The sequence below is a fragment of the Erwinia sp. 198 genome, assembly GCF_003937915.1.
GTDB lineage: Bacteria > Pseudomonadota > Gammaproteobacteria > Enterobacterales > Enterobacteriaceae > Erwinia > Erwinia aeris.
Genome location: NZ_RHUM01000002.1, coordinates 304,120 through 319,247, shown reverse-complemented (window position 1 = coordinate 319,247; position 15,128 = coordinate 304,120). Strand labels below are relative to the sequence as shown.

The window sequence follows — 15,128 nt, the reverse complement described above, 5'->3', positions numbered from 1 at the left end:
ATGCATCTCAGCACCGGCCACGGCGATTATGAGCAGGAACCGCCGCAGGGCGGCGTTAATGCGGATGTGATGGTGGATATGCCGCCGGAAGCGTGGACGCAGGGGCAGAACAATCAACCGCCGTGCCTGCGCTGCTGTACTTATCAAAATCGCAGCTACACGGAAGGTTCGGTAGTGAAGATGGAGGGCGTGCTGTTGCAGTGCAGCCGCGATGAAAAATCTTACGGCACCAATAATCTGATTTGGCAGACCGTTAAGTAATCTGTGCGAGCCAGGCGGCCAGCAGGGGAATATCGGCTGGCGCCAGCTCATAGCGCATTGCTTCCTGCGGCAAACACCAGGCGAGGGCCTGATGACAGTTAAGCCGGAGTTCACCGGTGAAGGTTTCTACCAGCCAGGCGTGCAGATGGATCTGCCGCCCGCTGACCTCCCGGCTCTCGCTGGCGATATAGCCGCCGATAGCGGCCTCAATGCCCAGCTCTTCTTTCAGTTCCCTTTGCAGTGCCTGAGGCTGGCTTTCGCCTGCCTCCACTTTGCCGCCCGGAAACTCCCACAGGCCGGCCTGATCGCCATGTGGGCCGCGCTGCGCCAGCAAAATTTTCCCGTGACGCACAATCAGCGCGGCCACTACGTCAAGCCGTTCAGCCGCCATCAGAAGCGGAATTCGGCCCAGACGGGCGCGTGATCGGAAGGCTTTTCCATGCTGCGGATGTCGTAATCAATGCCGGTTGCTACGCAGCGCTCGGCCAGCGGCTGGCTGGCCAGCAGCAGATCGATACGCAGGCCCCGGTTGTCATCGAAGCCCTTAGAACGGTAATCGAACCACGAGAAGCGATCGTTAATGTCAGCATTCTGCGCGCGCCAGGTATCGACCAGACCCCAGTTCAGCAGGCGATCCATCCATTCCCGCTCTTCCGGCAGAAAGGAACATTTACCGGTGCGCAGCCAGCGCTTGCGGCTCTCTTCGCCGATACCGATATCCAGATCGGTCGTGCTGATATTCATATCACCCATAATCAGCACCGGATTGGCGGGCTGATGCGCCTGCTCAAGATAGCTTTGCAGATCGCGGTAAAACTTCTCTTTTGCCGGGAATTTAGTCGCATGATCGCGGCTTTCGCCCTGAGGGAAGTAGCCGTTGATCACGGTAATATTGCCGATTGGGCTGGCGATATCCGCCATAATCAGGCGGCGCTGCGCATCCTCATCGTCACCGGGAAAACCGCGACGTACCGCTACCGGCTCGCTTTTAGTCAGCAGTGCGACGCCGTAGTGGCCTTTCTGTCCGTGGTAAAACACGTTATAGCCCAGGCTGGCGACTTCTTCGAGCGGAAACATGTCATCGTGAACTTTGGTTTCCTGTAGCCCGATGACGTCCGGCTGGTGCTGCTCGACGAGGGCGGCAAGCTGATGGGGGCGGGCGCGCAGCCCATTGATATTAAAAGAGACAAATTTCATAACTGCACCCGGTAGCGGGAAAAAAGATGTGCGGATGGTAGCAGAATCGGGCGCGGGCTGTCATTAGTCTGTGGCGCAGCGCGCCGGAGCATCAGGTTATTCAGAGGTTGTAAGCGGCGGTCTCGGTAAGGAGGAGGAAAATTGCGCTTTAATATTGGAGTTTGAAGATATCTGAAATGGTGGTGCTGAGGGCGGCATCGTGCAGGAAGGATCCACGTCACTGCGTTCCGTGCCCTGCGGGTCAAACCTTCGAGGTCGAAGCTTCTCATCCTTCCCCATAAGCGATCTGGGAAATTGCGCTTTAATATTGGAGTTTGAAGATATCTGAAATGGTGGTGGGGGAAGGATTCGAACCTTCGAAGTCGATGACGGCAGATTTACAGTCTGCTCCCTTTGGCCGCTCGGGAACCCCACCAGGGGAAGCGTACTACTTGTAATGTGGCTTAAACGCCGAACCAACATAAGTTGGAAATGGTGCATACTAACTTTTACTGCTGTGCAGGAAGGATCCACGTCACTGCGTTCCGTGCCCTTCGGGTCAAACCTTCGAGGTCGAAGCTTCTCATCCTTCCCCATGAGGAATATGACAGAGCGTGCTTAAACGCCGAGCCAACATAAGTTGGAAATGGTGCATACTAACTTTTACTGCTGTGCAGGAAGGATCCACGTCACTACGTTCCGTGCCCTTCGGGTCAAACCTTCGAGGTCGAAGCTTCTCATCCTTCCCCATGGGGAATATGACAGAGCGTGCTTAAACGCCGAGCCAACATAAGTTGGAAATGGTGGTGGGGGAAGGATTCGAACCTTCGAAGTCGATGACGGCAGATTTACAGTCTGCTCCCTTTGGCCGCTCGGGAACCCCACCACTGGCCTTGCTTCCTGCTTGCTGAAGCGGGGCGCATCATATCAAATGCTGGCCCGCTGTAAAGCCCGGATTCAGCAATGACGAGCCGTTTGCCGCTTTTTTATTCTGACTGCTGCTTTGTCCGACAAAACAGCAGTCTTTAACCTTTACAGGATGATAGTGCGATTGCCGTAGACAAATACGCGCTGCGCCAGCACCTGATAAAGCGCGCGGCTCAGCACATTTTTCTCCACGTCACGTCCCGCACGCATCATGTCTTCCGCCGTGTAGGTATGATCCACATGGATGACGTCCTGCATGATAATCGGGCCTTCGTCCAGATTGTCATTAACGTAATGCGCAGTAGCCCCGATGATCTTTACGCCACGCTCGTAGGCCTGGTGATAAGGCCGCGCGCCGATAAAGGCAGGCAGGAACGAGTGGTGGATATTAATAATCTGATTAGGATAGCGCTGCACAAAAGCAGGCGTCAGCACGCGCATATACTTGGCCAGCACTACATAATCAGGCTGAAAACGGTCAATCTCCGCCGCCATGTTATTGTCGTGATCTTCCCGCGTCAGGCCTTCATGGCTCACCAGAATAAACGGAATATCAAAGCGTTCGACCAGCGTCCGCAGCGTTTCGTGGTTGCCGATAACCGCCGCGATTTCAACGTCCAGACCGCCATAGGTGCTCTTCATTAACAGATCGCCCAGGCAATGCGCTTCTTTCGTTACCAGGATCACCACGCGGCGACGGCCCGCAGCGTTCAGCTCTCTGAACGATCCGGCAGGCAGGGCGTTGTCCAGCTCGGCCAGCAGCGTGGCGTCGTTAAAAACGCCTTCCAGCTCGGTGCGCATAAAAAAGCGACCGGTGCGATGATCGACAAACTCATTGTTCTGCACGATGTTCAGCTCGTGCTGGTAACAAATGCTGGTGATTTTGGCGATCAGGCCTTTGGCATCAGGGCAAATGGTTCGTAAAACTTTTCGTTGTAGTGTTTGCGCTTGCATTGCGATGGTAATCCTGTCAAAGCAATTCTGAGGGAATGCGGGGGACCATTACTGGCCACAACATTTTTTAAATTTTTTTCCGGAGCCGCACGGGCATCGGTCGTTTCGCCCTGTTTCGGGGAAGGTTCCGTCAACATAATACCAGCGTTGCGCCAGACGAAGAAAGCGCGAACGCTCATGAATAAAGCTGTTGCGCTGATTTTCAGAGAAACGGGCGAAGAAGGTGACGTAGCCTTCTGCATTATCCCCTGGTGCTTGTGCCTCAACTATATGTAAACTAAGCCATCTGGTGACGGCAAAGCTCTCTTCCAGGCTCTCGCGGAAGCGCGCGGCATTGCAGTCAGGATGCCAGGTGGCAATCAGGTAATCGGCGTCGCCTTTGGCATAGGCGGTATAGCGCGAGCGCATCAATGCTTGCGGCGTAGGGGGAATGCCGTCACCATTGAGCCAGGGCTGGCAACATAAGCTATACTCCAATCCGCTACAGCATGGGCAGGATTCAGACACGTTGTCTCCAGAGGATAATAAAAAGCAGGGTGAGTTTTGGGCGTCATGGTAACCGAGCCGTGTGAGTGGCGCCATTGGTTCGTTAAGCAAACACCAGAGGTGGAATGAGACAGGTTAAGATTGGGCTGGCACTGGGATCGGGTGCAGCCAAAGGGTGGGCTCATATCGGCGTGATTGAGGCGCTGGAACGAGCCGGCATCAGGATTGATGTGGTGGCAGGTTGCTCCGTGGGAGCGCTTGTCGGCGCCGCTTATGCCAGTCAACGTCTTCCTCTTCTTGCCGGTTGGGTGCAGGGTTTCAGCTATTGGGAAGTGCTTCGCCTGATGGACTTCTCCTGGCGGCGAGGCGGGCTGCTGCGCGGCGAGCGCGTGTTCAGCCATGTACGTCGCCTGCTGCCGCATACGCACATTGAGGCTTGCAGCCTGCCGTTCGGCGCCGTCACCACCAATCTCAGTACCGGACGCGAACTCTGGCTGACGGAAGGGGATCTGCATCAGGCCATCCGCGCCTCATGCAGCATGCCGGGTCTGCTTTCGCCGGTCGCCTGGAACGGCTACTGGCTGGTGGACGGTGCCGTCGTCAATCCCGTGCCCATATCTTTAACCCGTGCGCTGGGCGCCGATATCGTTATTGCCGTCGATTTACAGCACGACGCGCATCTGATGCAGCAAAACTTACTCTCCGTTACGCCACAAACCGTGAAGCTCCCCGCTGCCGCCGATGGCTGGCGCGGCAAGCTGCGACAAAAACTGAGCGAGATCGCCCAGAAAAAAGTTAATCAAACGCCGGGAGCGATGGAAATTATGACGACCTCGATTCAGGTGCTCGAAAACAGAGTCAAGCGCAACCGGATGGCCGGCGATCCGCCGGATGTGCTGATACAGCCTTTCTGCCCGCAGATTTCTACCCTGGATTTCCATCGGGCGGAAGAGGCTATTGAGGCGGGCAGGCTTGCCGTAGAGAAAAAGATGGATGAATTGCTTCCGCTGGTCCGTCAGTACGCAATGCCGGAAGAGAAATGAACAGACTTCGGGCAAATCTGAGAGGCGCAATTGTGGTTTTTGAGCCACTATTGACTTATCTGGCGCACAAGGGGGGACAATGGAGAAGCCATTAAGCGGAAAACAGATCCTGATAGTTGAAGACGAAGTGGTTTTCCGTTCTCTGCTGGATAATTTTCTGAGCGCGCTGGGCGCCACTACCTCGCTTGCCGATGACGGCGTTCAGGCTCTGGAAAGTATGCAGCACCAGGTCTTTGACCTGATGATATGCGACCTGGCTATGCCGCGCATGAACGGTATCAAGCTTGTTGAACATCTGCGGACCCGGGGAAACCCCGTGCCGATCCTGGTGATCTCCGCCACTGAAAACATGTCTGATATCGCCCACGTACTGCGCCTTGGCGTGCAGGATGTGCTGTTGAAACCGTTAAAAGATCTGGAAAGGCTGCGCGAGGCGGTTTACGAATGCCTCTATCCCTCTATGTTCACTTCCAAAGTAGAAGAGGACGAGCAGCTCTTTCAGGACTGGGACGCCCTGGTGCGCGATCCGCAGGCGGCGGCAAAGTTGTTAAAGCAGCTGCAGCCGCCGGTACAGCAGGAAATCGCTAACTGCCGCATTAACTATCGTCAACTGACAATGGCGGAACAGCCGGGCCTGGTGCTCGACGTTGCGGCACTTTCTGATAAAGACCTGGCTTTCTATTGTCTGGATGTCACGCGCGCGGGCGATAACGGCGTGTTGGCCGCGTTATTATTAAGGGCATTATTTAACGGCCTGCTTCAGGATCAGCTTTCTGGCCAGGCGCAGCGACTGCCTGAGCTAAATAGTTTGCTGAAACAGGTTAATTTACTTTTACGCCAGGCCAACCTTCAGGGTCAATTTCCATTGCTGGTCGGCTATTATCACCAGGGATTAAAAAACCTTATCCTGGTTTCTGCTGGTTTAAACGCCACTCTGAATATTCATTCTCATCAAATACAGCTGAGTAATGGCGTTCCGCTTGGCACGCTGGGCAGTACGCATCTTAATCAAATCAGCCAGCGCTGCGATGCCTGGCAGTGCCAGGTATGGGGCGCTGGCGGCAGGCTGCGCCTGATGTTGTCTACCGAATAAACAGCCCTTTTCTTTTTATCGCTGCGTGCCTGGCACAGGACCAGCGATAAGCTTTACACTTAGGTAATAGTCTTAAATTGCGTGGAAATGAATGAACCAGGATAAATCCATCCGGGTTCAGCTGATATACTCACTTCGTTTTTTAACTCGACATATCAAGTAATAACTTGAACGGCCTAAAGAGAGGTACTTAGATGTCTGCCTATAAGTCCAAAGTAAAAAAAGCGGTTATCCCTGTTGCTGGTCTGGGAACCCGTATGTTACCTGCCACCAAAGCAATTCCTAAAGAGATGCTGCCGCTGGTTGATAAGCCGTTAATTCAGTATGTCGTTAACGAGTGTATCGCTGCTGGTATCACCGAGATCGTGTTGGTAACGCACTCATCTAAAAACTCTATCGAAAACCATTTTGATACCAGCTTTGAGCTGGAAGCGATGCTGGAAAAACGCGTTAAGCGTCAGCTGCTGGAAGAAATCCAGTCTATCTGTCCGCCTCATGTGACCATCATGCAGGTACGTCAGGGTCTGGCGAAAGGTCTGGGCCACGCGGTAATGTGCGCTTATCCGGTTGTCGGTAACGAGCCGGTTGCCGTTATCCTGCCTGACGTTATCATCGACGAGTACGAATCTAACCTGGCTCAGGACAACCTGGCCGACATGATGCGTCGCTTCGACGAAACCGGCCACAGCCAGATCATGGTAGAGCCTGTAGAAGACGTGACCGCATATGGCGTGGTTGACTGCCAGGGTGCAGAGCTGAAAGCGGGCGAAAGCGCGCCAATGGTCGGTGTGGTAGAGAAGCCTAAAGCGGATAAAGCGCCATCTAACCTGGCGGTTGTGGGTCGTTACGTGCTCTCTGCGGATATCTGGCCTCTGCTGGCGAAAACGCCTCCAGGCGCAGGCGATGAAATCCAGCTGACTGACTCTATCGCTATGCTGATGGACAAAGAAACCGTTGAAGCTTACCACCTGAAAGGCATCAGCCACGACTGCGGTAACAAACTGGGCTACATGCAGGCATTCGTCGAATACGGCGTACGTCATAATACGCTGGGTGCAGATTTCAAAGCATGGCTTGAAAGCACCGTTGGCAACGAGAAATAAGATTAATTTTTTAACCGGGACAATTCAATGAAAGTCACCGTATTTGGTATCGGCTATGTGGGTCTGGTTCAGGCTGCGGTTTTGGCCGAAGTCGGACATGACGTTCTTTGTATCGATGTCGACGCAAACAAAGTCGAGAATCTGAAGAAAGGGATCATTCCAATTTTTGAACCAGGCCTGACGCCGCTGGTGATGCAGAACTATGAGGCCGGTCGCCTTAAGTTCTCCACCAATGCGGAAGAGGGTGTTAACCACGGCATTATGCAGTTTATCGCTGTGGGCACGCCTCCGGATGAGGATGGCTCTGCGGATCTGAAATATGTCACCGCGGTAGCGCGTACGATTGCCCAACATATGAACGATCATAAAGTGGTTATCGACAAGTCAACCGTACCGGTAGGAACGGCTGATCGCGTGCGTGGCGTGATGGAAGAAACGCTGAAGGCGCGTGGCAAAGAGATCGCTTTCGATGTGGTATCTAACCCGGAATTCCTGAAGGAAGGTGCGGCGGTCAACGACTGTATGCGTCCTGAGCGTATTGTGGTAGGTACCGACAACGAAGCGGTTGTAGAGCTGCTGCGCGAGCTGTATGAGCCATTCAACCGTAATCACGATCGTATGATCCTGATGGATATCCGCAGCGCCGAGCTGACCAAGTATGCGGCTAACTGCATGCTGGCAACAAAAATCAGCTTTATGAACGAGATCTCCAACCTGGCTGAACGCCTGGGTGCGGACGTCGAGAAAGTGCGTCAGGGTATTGGTTCCGATTCCCGTATCGGTTACTCCTTTATTTACCCTGGCTGCGGCTACGGCGGCTCCTGCTTCCCGAAAGACGTTCAGGCGCTGATCCGCACCGCCGAGCAGATTGGCTATAAGCCACGCCTGCTGCAGGCTGTGGAAGACGTTAACGACTCGCAGAAGCACAAGCTGCCGGACTTTATCAAGCGTCACTTTGGCGACAACCTTCAGGGCAAAACCTTTGCGCTGTGGGGACTCTCCTTTAAGCCAAACACTGACGATATGCGTGAAGCTTCAAGCCGCGTGCTGATGGAAGCACTGTGGCAGGCCGGGGCTTCCGTTCAGGCTTTCGATCCGGAAGCGATGGACGAAGCGCAGCGCATCTATGGTCACCGCAGCGATCTTAAGCTGATGGGTACCAAAGAAGCAGCATTGCAGGGCGCAGATGGCCTGGTTATCTGCACCGAATGGCAAAACTTCCGCGCGCCGGATTTTGATGTCATTAAAAATGCGCTGAAAGAACCCGTGATTTTTGATGGTCGTAACCTGTATGATCCAGAAAGAGTCAGCAAACGCGGTTTCGTTTATTATGCAATCGGCCGCGGAGCTTCTATCCAAATTGCATAATTAACGAGGGAAGTATGAAATATCTGGTTACCGGCGCAGCAGGCTTTATCGGTTTTCATGTCGCACAACGCCTGTCAGGCGCCGGTCACCAGGTTGTCGGTCTCGACAACCTGAATGACTATTATGATGTAAAACTCAAACTCGCCCGCCTGGATTTACTTAAACCTTTTTCAAACTTCACTTTTATTGAGCTTGACCTTGCCGACCGGGAAGGGATGGCCGCGCTTTTTGCCGCCGAAGGTTTTGACCGCGTTATTCACCTGGCCGCGCAGGCAGGCGTTCGTTATTCGCTGGAAAACCCGCTGGCCTATGCCGATGCCAACCTTATCGGCCATTTAAATATTCTGGAAGGATGCCGCCACAATAAAGTCGGCCATCTGCTTTATGCTTCTTCCAGCTCCGTATATGGCCTGAACCGCAAAATGCCGTTCTCAACCGACGATACGGTAGACCATCCGGTTTCTCTGTATGCGGCCACCAAAAAAGCCAATGAGCTGATGTCTCATACCTATTCTCATCTTTATGGTATCCCGACTACCGGCCTGCGGTTTTTCACCGTCTATGGTCCGTGGGGACGCCCTGATATGGCCTTGTTTAAATTTACCCGCGCCATGCTTGCGGGTGAAAAAATTGACGTATATAACAATGGCCAGATGCGCCGCGACTTTACCTATATCGACGATATCGCCGAGGCCATCGTACGCCTGCAAGACGTTATTCCTCAGCCAGACGCCAGCTGGACGGTAGAAAGCGGCAGCCCGGCAACCAGTTCGGCGCCGTATCGCGTTTATAATATCGGCAACAGCAGCCCGGTTACGTTAATGGCCTATATCGAGGCGCTGGAGAAAGCGTTAGGCATGACCGCCGAGAAAAACATGCTGCCTATGCAACCAGGCGACGTGCTGGAGACCAGCGCGGATACAACAGCGCTTTATAAGGCGATTGGATTTAAGCCACAAACTGGGGTAGAAGAGGGCGTAAGCCGATTTGTTAACTGGTATCGCACTTTCTATCAGGTATAACGGTAATAAAAAAAGGAAGCCAAAGCTTCCTTTTTTTATGTCGCCCGGATGAAAGTTCATCCGCTGAAGAAATTTACAGCATGAAATCTTCGAGTTTTTTACCCTGTTCTTCGATAGCTTTTTTGATTACGGCTGGCGTACGACCCTGGCCGGTCCAGGTTTTCGTTTCGCCATTTTCGTCCACATATTTATACTTGGCAGGACGGGCAGCGCGCTTGGTTTTACCTACGCTTTTTGCAGCGTTCTGCGTAGCAAGCAGTTCATTAGGATCGATGCCGTCGGCAATCAGCATTTCACGATATTGCTGCAGTTTACGGGTGCGCTCTTCGATTTCAGCCTGAGCGTGGCTCTCTTCATCACGGCGTTCGTGCACAACAACTTCCAGCTTCTCCAGCATCTCTTCTAAAGTTTCCAGCGAGCATTCTCTGGCCTGTGCACGCAGAGTACGGATGTTGTTCAAAATTTTAAGTGCTTCGCTCATTGTTCTGATCTCAAAAATTATAATGGGGGAATGTTCTGCCTGATAATAATAGAGTGCGTCATAATGAACTGCAATAGCTAATTTTGTAAGGGAAAGAAATGTGATTATCTTCTGACGCTGACAATCCCTTATTAAACCTTCGACAAAATAGGCATAAGGTGAATAACGGATTGATTATTGCAACAGATAACCACTTCAGCTTACCCCAACGCATAAAATTATAATCAAAGCCGCAGGCTTGTTTTGCTAAATGGTGTCAAAGCTAACCCACAGAAAACGCAGTGAATAATAGCAAGATCGCTAACCTTTTTTTAATCGTTAAATGCGATAAAAATAGCGGCGGTAAAATCCGATGCGAAAGAGGCCGGCGATTTCACCTGTCCATTAGTACAGTCTTTACGGCAGCGGCAACGCAATACCGGACGAAAAAGGCGCGACCTGGGGTCATCCTGGTCTTTGATGAGTGTGATACAATAAACTTAACCCGTTAAACTTTAATTTGGAGCAAGGCCAGATGGCTCAGCTTTATTTTTATTATTCCGTAATGAATGCAGGTAAATCGACTGCGCTATTGCAGTCCTCATATAACTATCATGAGCGCGGGATGCGCACGCTTGTCTATACCGCAGAAATTGATAATCGTTTTGGATCGGGCAAAGTGAGTTCGCGAATTGGCCTTTCTTCTCCAGCAAAATTGTATAATAACGACACGGCACTTTTTGATGAGATAAAAGCAGAGCAGCAAATGGAACCGGTTCACTGCGTGCTGATAGATGAATCGCAATTTCTGACCAGGGAGCAGGTAAAAGCGTTATCGGACGTGGTAGATAATCTGGATATTCCCGTTCTCTGTTATGGGTTGCGAACCGATTTTCGCGGGGAATTATTTAGCGGCAGCCACTATCTTCTTGCCTGGGCCGACAAGCTGGTCGAGCTGAAAACAGTTTGCCACTGCGGAAGAAAAGCGGGAATGGTATTAAGAGTCGATGAAAATGGCGAGCCTTACGATGAAGGCGAGCAGGTAGTGATTGGCGGCAATGAGCGTTACGTCTCCGTCTGCCGTAAGCATTATAAGGCGGCGCTTGAGCAGCACTCGCTGGAGGCGGTTTATGGGGAAAAAGGCCGTAAGCCAGCCTGAAAGGAGTAGAGGCGACACGACGAAACCAGAACGATTTTTAAGGCTGAATGCGCGCAGGATGATTAGCCTGGCTTAAGGATAAAAAAACCCGCCTTGCGGCGGGTTTCAGTCAGGTTAGATTATTTTTTCACTTTCTTGCGCATTTCGACCGGCTGCGCCACCAGAGCTTCGGCTACGGAATCGAAAGGCTCTACGTATTCACGACCGTAAAAGGTATCCATCATAATTTGCTTCAGCTCGGCAATCAGCGGATAGCGTGGGTTAGCACCGGTACACTGGTCGTCAAAGGCATCTTCCGCCAGCTTATCCACTTTTGCCAGGAAGTCCGCTTCCTGTACGCCAGCCTCGCGAATCGATTTAGGGATACCCAGTTCCGCCTTCATCCCTTCGAGCCATGCAAGCAGTTTTTCAATTTTCTGGGCGGTACGGTCACCAGGCGCGCTAAGACGCAGATGGTCGGCTATTTCAGCATAGCGGCGGCGAGCCTGCGGGCGATCGTACTGGCTGAACGCCGTCTGCTTGGTTGGGTTATCGTTAGCGTTGTAGCGGATAACGTTGCCGATCAACAGGGCGTTAGCCAGACCGTGTGGAATATGGAACTCAGAGCCTAACTTGTGCGCCATGGAGTGACAGACGCCAAGGAAGGCGTTGGCAAAAGCGATGCCGGCGATGGTCGCGGCGTTATGGACGCGCTCGCGAGCAACAGGATTTTTCGCGCCGTCACGATAGCTCGCCGGTAAATTTTCCTGCAGCAGCTTCAGCGCCTGTAGCGCCTGGCCGTCGGAATATTCGTTAGCCAGTACGGAGACATAGGCTTCCAGCGCGTGGGTCACGGCATCCAGACCGCCAAAAGCGCACAGTGACTTCGGCATGTTCATTACCAGGTTGGCGTCAACGATAGCCATATCCGGCGTCAGCGCATAGTCAGCCAGCGGATATTTCTGGCCCGTCGCGTCATCGGTCACCACCGCAAAAGGCGTGACTTCTGAACCTGTGCCGGAAGTGGTGGTAATGGCAATCATCTTCGCCTTCACGCCCATTTTCGGGAATTTATAGATACGTTTACGGATATCCATAAAGCGCAGGGCCAGCTCTTCGAAATGGGTTTCGGGATGCTCGTACATCACCCACATAATTTTTGCCGCATCCATTGGCGAACCGCCGCCGAGAGCAATAATCACGTCCGGTTTGAAGGAGTTCATCTGCTCCGCGCCCTTACGCACGATGCTCAGCGTCGGATCCGCTTCGACTTCAAAGAACACTTCGGTTTCAAGGCCGTGAGATTTCAATACCGATACCACCTTATCCGCATAGCCGTTGTTAAACAGATAACGGTCAGTAACGATAAAGGCGCGTTTAGCACCGTCGGTCGCCACTTCTTCCATGGCGATAGGCAGGGAACCGCGGCGGAAGTAGATAGACTTAGGAAGTTTATGCCACAACATATTTTCTGCTCGCTTGGCCACGGTTTTCTTGTTGATCAGATGTTTAGGTCCTACGTTCTCGGAGATAGAGTTGCCGCCCCAGGAGCCGCAGCCGAGCGTCAGTGACGGAGCAAGTTTAAAGTTATACAGGTCGCCGATGCCCCCCTGCGAAGCCGGAGTATTAATCAGAATACGCGCGGTTTTCATTCTGTCGCCGAAGTAGTTAACGCGCTCACGCTCGTTATCCTGATCGGTGTACAGGCAAGAGGTGTGACCGATCCCGCCCATTGCCACCAGTTTCTCCGCTTTGCTGACCGCATCTTCAAAATCTTTTGCACGGTACATGGCAAGCGTAGGGGAAAGTTTTTCATGCGCGAAAGGTTCGGACTCATCAACCAGCTTGACTTCGCCAATCAGGATTTTGGTGCTGGACGGTACGCTGATGCCTGCCATTTCGGCAATTTTCACCGCTGGCTGGCCCACAATCGCCGCGTTCAGACCGCCGTTTTTCAGGATGATATCCTGTACCGCTTTCAGCTCTTTGCCCTGCAGCAGATAGCCGCCGTGGCTGGCGAAGCGTTCACGTACGGCGTCGTAAGCGGAATCCACCACGATAACAGACTGTTCAGATGCGCAGATTACGCCGTTATCAAAGGTCTTGGACATCAGAATGGAAGCCACGGCGCGTTTAATATCCGCCGTCTCGTCAATCACTACCGGGGTATTACCGGCACCGACGCCGATAGCCGGTTTACCGGAGCTATAGGCCGCTTTCACCATGCCAGGCCCGCCGGTCGCGAGGATGAGGTTAATATCCGGGTGGTGCATCAGCTGATTGGAAAGCTCCACGGAAGGTGCGTCAATCCAGCCGATAATATCTTTTGGTGCGCCGGCGGCGATAGCCGCCTGCAGCACGATGTCCGCCGCTTTGTTGGTGGCGTCTTTAGCGCGCGGGTGCGGAGAAAAGATAATACCGTTGCGGGTTTTGAGGCTAATCAACGCTTTAAAGATAGCGGTGGACGTTGGGTTAGTGGTAGGTACAATGCCGCAGATCAGGCCGGTAGGTTCGGCGATAGTGATGGTGCCGAAGGTGTCATCCGTTTCGAGAATACCGCAGGTTTTCTCATCTTTATAGGCGTTATAGATATATTCAGAGGCGAAATGGTTTTTGATAACTTTATCTTCAACAATCCCCATTCCGGATTCCGCTACGGCCATTTTAGCCAGGGGAATGCGGGCGTCGGCAGCGGCCAGAGCGGCAGCACGGAAAATCTTGTCGACCTGTTCCTGAGTGAAATTCGCGTACTCTCGCTGGGCTTTCTTTACACGTTCGACCAGTGCGTTAAGCTCAGCAACATTAGTAACGGCCATAATGCTCTCCTGATGAAAGTTAAACTCTGTTAGTAAACAAGTCAGAACTGTAAATTATAGACAAGGGTGCCTGGTTGTTAACCAAACGTGCTGGCTTTTTGGCTTTCAGGTTCTACAGGTTTACTAAAAGAGTCTATGCATCATTACCGTTACAGGCGGTTAATCTGCGGGTAATTCCGTTTACTGAGTACAATAGTACGCACAGGTCTGGCCGATGATTTTGATGTAGATCAAGAACTATCCATGCTGACACCTTTCAGCAGAGGCTTTACGGCCTGTTGCCTGAATTTTCAATAGGCTACATTTGCCGGGCAGGCTAAATTATTAGCGCTATAGTTTGCTAATATATGAATTATTAGAGTAATTAACTGCTTAACAGGCTGTCGGAGCAGGCATGCCCACGGCAGTCCGGGCTTGACCGATGCGTTAAGCGACATCCCCCTTACTGGAGTAAAGTGTGAACCCGACCATCCTCGACCTGTCAGGCTATATAAAATTTTTCGTCGGGCTTTTTGCGCTGGTAAACCCGGTCGGCATTATTCCCGTTTTTATCAGTATGACCAGCTATCAGCTACCGGCCGCGCGGAACAAAACCAATCTGACGGCCAGCCTTTCCGTCGCCATTATCCTCTGGACCTCGCTGTTTTTAGGTGACGCCATTCTGCATCTGTTCGGCATCTCGATTGATTCTTTCCGTATCGCGGGTGGAATACTGGTGGTCACTATCGCGATGTCGATGATCAGCGGCAAGCTGGGCGAGGATAAACAGAACAAGCAGGAAAAGACAGAAACCGCGGTTCGCGAAAGTGTGGGCGTAGTGCCGCTGGCGCTGCCTTTAATGGCAGGACCTGGCGCCATCAGCTCGACCATTGTCTGGAGCACCCGTTATCACAGCTGGGTGAACCTGCTTGGCTTTAGCGTGGCGATTGCGCTTTTTGCCGTCTGCTGCTGGCTGCTGTTTCGCGCAGCGCCGCTGATGGTCAGGGCGCTGGGGCAGACGGGAATTAACGTGATCACCCGTATTATGGGACTGTTGCTGATGGCGTTGGGTATCGAATTTATCGTTACCGGCGTCAGAGCGCTGTTTCCAGGACTGGTGGGATAAAACTCCTCACTATAAAAAGGGGCCGTAGAGGCATAATCTGCGCTTAATTTACTGATGCAATAAAATGGCGCCCCAAAACTGTGCAAAACGAGGGCGCAATGCCCTTTTTTAGTGCAAATATTCTTGTGGCTTAACCAGCGGCGCAGATTATTAATGTAATTACTGAAAAATAATTC

The 15,128-nt window shown here is 52.4% G+C and carries 14 protein-coding genes and 2 tRNA genes; 8 read left to right on the top strand and 8 right to left on the bottom strand.

Translation table 11 applies throughout. From position 1 onward, the window contains the following. Window positions 1-261 carry a YnjH family protein gene (locus EGK14_RS03955; RefSeq protein WP_370255990.1) on the top strand — a complete coding sequence of 87 codons (261 nt, stop codon included), beginning with the start codon at window positions 1-3 and terminating at the stop codon, window positions 259-261. Here EGK14_RS03955 and EGK14_RS03950 read toward each other — a convergent pair. From EGK14_RS03950 to EGK14_RS03925, 6 genes are all read right to left on the bottom strand, one after another. Then, window positions 254-652 carry a pyrimidine (deoxy)nucleoside triphosphate diphosphatase gene (locus EGK14_RS03950; protein ID WP_125287756.1) on the bottom strand — a complete coding sequence of 133 codons (399 nt, stop codon included), beginning with the start codon at window positions 650-652 and terminating at the stop codon, window positions 254-256. The two genes, EGK14_RS03955 and EGK14_RS03950, sit on opposite strands and share 8 nt — an antisense overlap. Then, a complete protein-coding gene (xthA, locus tag EGK14_RS03945; RefSeq protein ID WP_125287755.1) occupies window positions 652-1,458 on the bottom strand; it encodes an exodeoxyribonuclease III in 807 nt (268 codons plus the stop codon). The genes EGK14_RS03950 and xthA overlap by 1 nt, the downstream gene beginning before the upstream one ends. Window positions 1,459-1,788: 330 nt before the next feature. Then, a tRNA-Tyr gene (locus tag EGK14_RS03940) sits at window positions 1,789-1,873 on the bottom strand. A 365-nt stretch (window positions 1,874-2,238) separates the two neighbouring features. Beyond that, window positions 2,239-2,323, bottom strand: a tRNA-Tyr gene (locus EGK14_RS03935). Between the two features lie 146 nt (window positions 2,324-2,469). Further along, window positions 2,470-3,318, bottom strand: a complete 849-nt coding sequence (purU, locus tag EGK14_RS03930) for a formyltetrahydrofolate deformylase (protein ID WP_125287754.1) — start codon at window positions 3,316-3,318, stop codon at window positions 2,470-2,472. A 48-nt stretch (window positions 3,319-3,366) separates the two neighbouring features. After that, entirely contained in the window at window positions 3,367-3,825 is a 459-nt protein-coding gene (locus EGK14_RS03925; RefSeq protein WP_125287753.1) for a YchJ family protein, read from the bottom strand. A 104-nt stretch (window positions 3,826-3,929) separates the two neighbouring features. Between EGK14_RS03925 and rssA the strand changes: the two genes are divergently transcribed. The 5 genes from rssA (at window position 3,930) to EGK14_RS03900 (ending at window position 9,433) form a co-directional block, all read left to right on the top strand. Beyond that, window positions 3,930-4,847: a patatin-like phospholipase RssA gene (gene rssA / locus EGK14_RS03920; RefSeq protein WP_125287752.1), complete on the top strand. Its 918-nt coding sequence runs from the start codon at window positions 3,930-3,932 to the stop codon at window positions 4,845-4,847. Window positions 4,848-4,926: 79 nt separating this feature from the next. Further along, complete coding sequence (gene rssB / locus EGK14_RS03915; RefSeq protein WP_125287751.1) at window positions 4,927-5,940, top strand: two-component system response regulator RssB; 1,014 nt, start codon at window positions 4,927-4,929, stop codon at window positions 5,938-5,940. Window positions 5,941-6,134: 194 nt separating this feature from the next. Continuing rightward, window positions 6,135-7,043, top strand: coding sequence for a UTP--glucose-1-phosphate uridylyltransferase GalU (galU, locus tag EGK14_RS03910; protein ID WP_125287750.1), 909 nt, complete (start codon window positions 6,135-6,137; stop codon window positions 7,041-7,043). Between the two features lie 27 nt (window positions 7,044-7,070). Beyond that, window positions 7,071-8,411, top strand: coding sequence for a UDP-glucose/GDP-mannose dehydrogenase family protein (locus EGK14_RS03905; protein ID WP_125287749.1), 1,341 nt, complete (start codon window positions 7,071-7,073; stop codon window positions 8,409-8,411). A 14-nt stretch (window positions 8,412-8,425) separates the two neighbouring features. Beyond that, complete coding sequence (locus EGK14_RS03900) at window positions 8,426-9,433, top strand: NAD-dependent epimerase (RefSeq protein WP_125287748.1); 1,008 nt, start codon at window positions 8,426-8,428, stop codon at window positions 9,431-9,433. Between the two features lie 73 nt (window positions 9,434-9,506). On the opposite strand, the gene hns is transcribed toward EGK14_RS03900, so the two are convergent. After that, window positions 9,507-9,914 carry a histone-like nucleoid-structuring protein H-NS gene (gene hns / locus EGK14_RS03895; protein ID WP_125287747.1) on the bottom strand — a complete coding sequence of 136 codons (408 nt, stop codon included), beginning with the start codon at window positions 9,912-9,914 and terminating at the stop codon, window positions 9,507-9,509. Between the two features lie 514 nt (window positions 9,915-10,428). Between hns and tdk the strand changes: the two genes are divergently transcribed. Then, the gene (gene tdk, locus EGK14_RS03890) at window positions 10,429-11,052 is read left to right on the top strand and encodes a thymidine kinase (protein ID WP_125287746.1); all 624 of its coding nucleotides are present in this window, start codon (window positions 10,429-10,431) and stop codon (window positions 11,050-11,052) included. A 119-nt stretch (window positions 11,053-11,171) separates the two neighbouring features. Here tdk and adhE read toward each other — a convergent pair whose 3' ends face one another. Further along, entirely contained in the window at window positions 11,172-13,847 is a 2,676-nt protein-coding gene (gene adhE, locus EGK14_RS03885; RefSeq protein WP_125287745.1) for a bifunctional acetaldehyde-CoA/alcohol dehydrogenase, read from the bottom strand. 457 nt (window positions 13,848-14,304) lie between these two features. Here adhE and EGK14_RS03880 point away from each other — a divergent pair, with 457 nt between their 5' ends. Beyond that, window positions 14,305-14,952 (top strand): YchE family NAAT transporter, encoded by a 648-nt coding sequence (locus tag EGK14_RS03880; protein WP_125287744.1) that lies wholly within the window; start codon window positions 14,305-14,307, stop codon window positions 14,950-14,952. Window positions 14,953-15,128: the final 176 nt, after the last annotated feature.

Bases quoted from the DNA above. Each gene is read 5' to 3' on its own strand.
- hns (WP_125287747.1), bottom strand. From the start codon at position 9,914: ATGAGCGAAGCACTTAAAATTTTGAACAACATCCGTACTCTGCGTGCA.
- xthA (WP_125287755.1), bottom strand. From the start codon at position 1,458: ATGAAATTTGTCTCTTTTAATATCAATGGGCTGCGCGCCCGCCCCCAT.
- tdk (WP_125287746.1), top strand. From the start codon at position 10,429: ATGGCTCAGCTTTATTTTTATTATTCCGTAATGAATGCAGGTAAATCG.
- rssB (WP_125287751.1), top strand. From the start codon at position 4,927: ATGGAGAAGCCATTAAGCGGAAAACAGATCCTGATAGTTGAAGACGAA.
- purU (WP_125287754.1), bottom strand. From the start codon at position 3,318: ATGCAAGCGCAAACACTACAACGAAAAGTTTTACGAACCATTTGCCCT.
- EGK14_RS03950 (WP_125287756.1), bottom strand. From the start codon at position 652: ATGGCGGCTGAACGGCTTGACGTAGTGGCCGCGCTGATTGTGCGTCAC.
- rssA (WP_125287752.1), top strand. From the start codon at position 3,930: ATGAGACAGGTTAAGATTGGGCTGGCACTGGGATCGGGTGCAGCCAAA.
- adhE (WP_125287745.1), bottom strand. From the start codon at position 13,847: ATGGCCGTTACTAATGTTGCTGAGCTTAACGCACTGGTCGAACGTGTA.
- EGK14_RS03900 (WP_125287748.1), top strand. From the start codon at position 8,426: ATGAAATATCTGGTTACCGGCGCAGCAGGCTTTATCGGTTTTCATGTC.
- EGK14_RS03905 (WP_125287749.1), top strand. From the start codon at position 7,071: ATGAAAGTCACCGTATTTGGTATCGGCTATGTGGGTCTGGTTCAGGCT.
- galU (WP_125287750.1), top strand. From the start codon at position 6,135: ATGTCTGCCTATAAGTCCAAAGTAAAAAAAGCGGTTATCCCTGTTGCT.
- EGK14_RS03955 (WP_370255990.1), top strand. From the start codon at position 1: ATGCATCTCAGCACCGGCCACGGCGATTATGAGCAGGAACCGCCGCAG.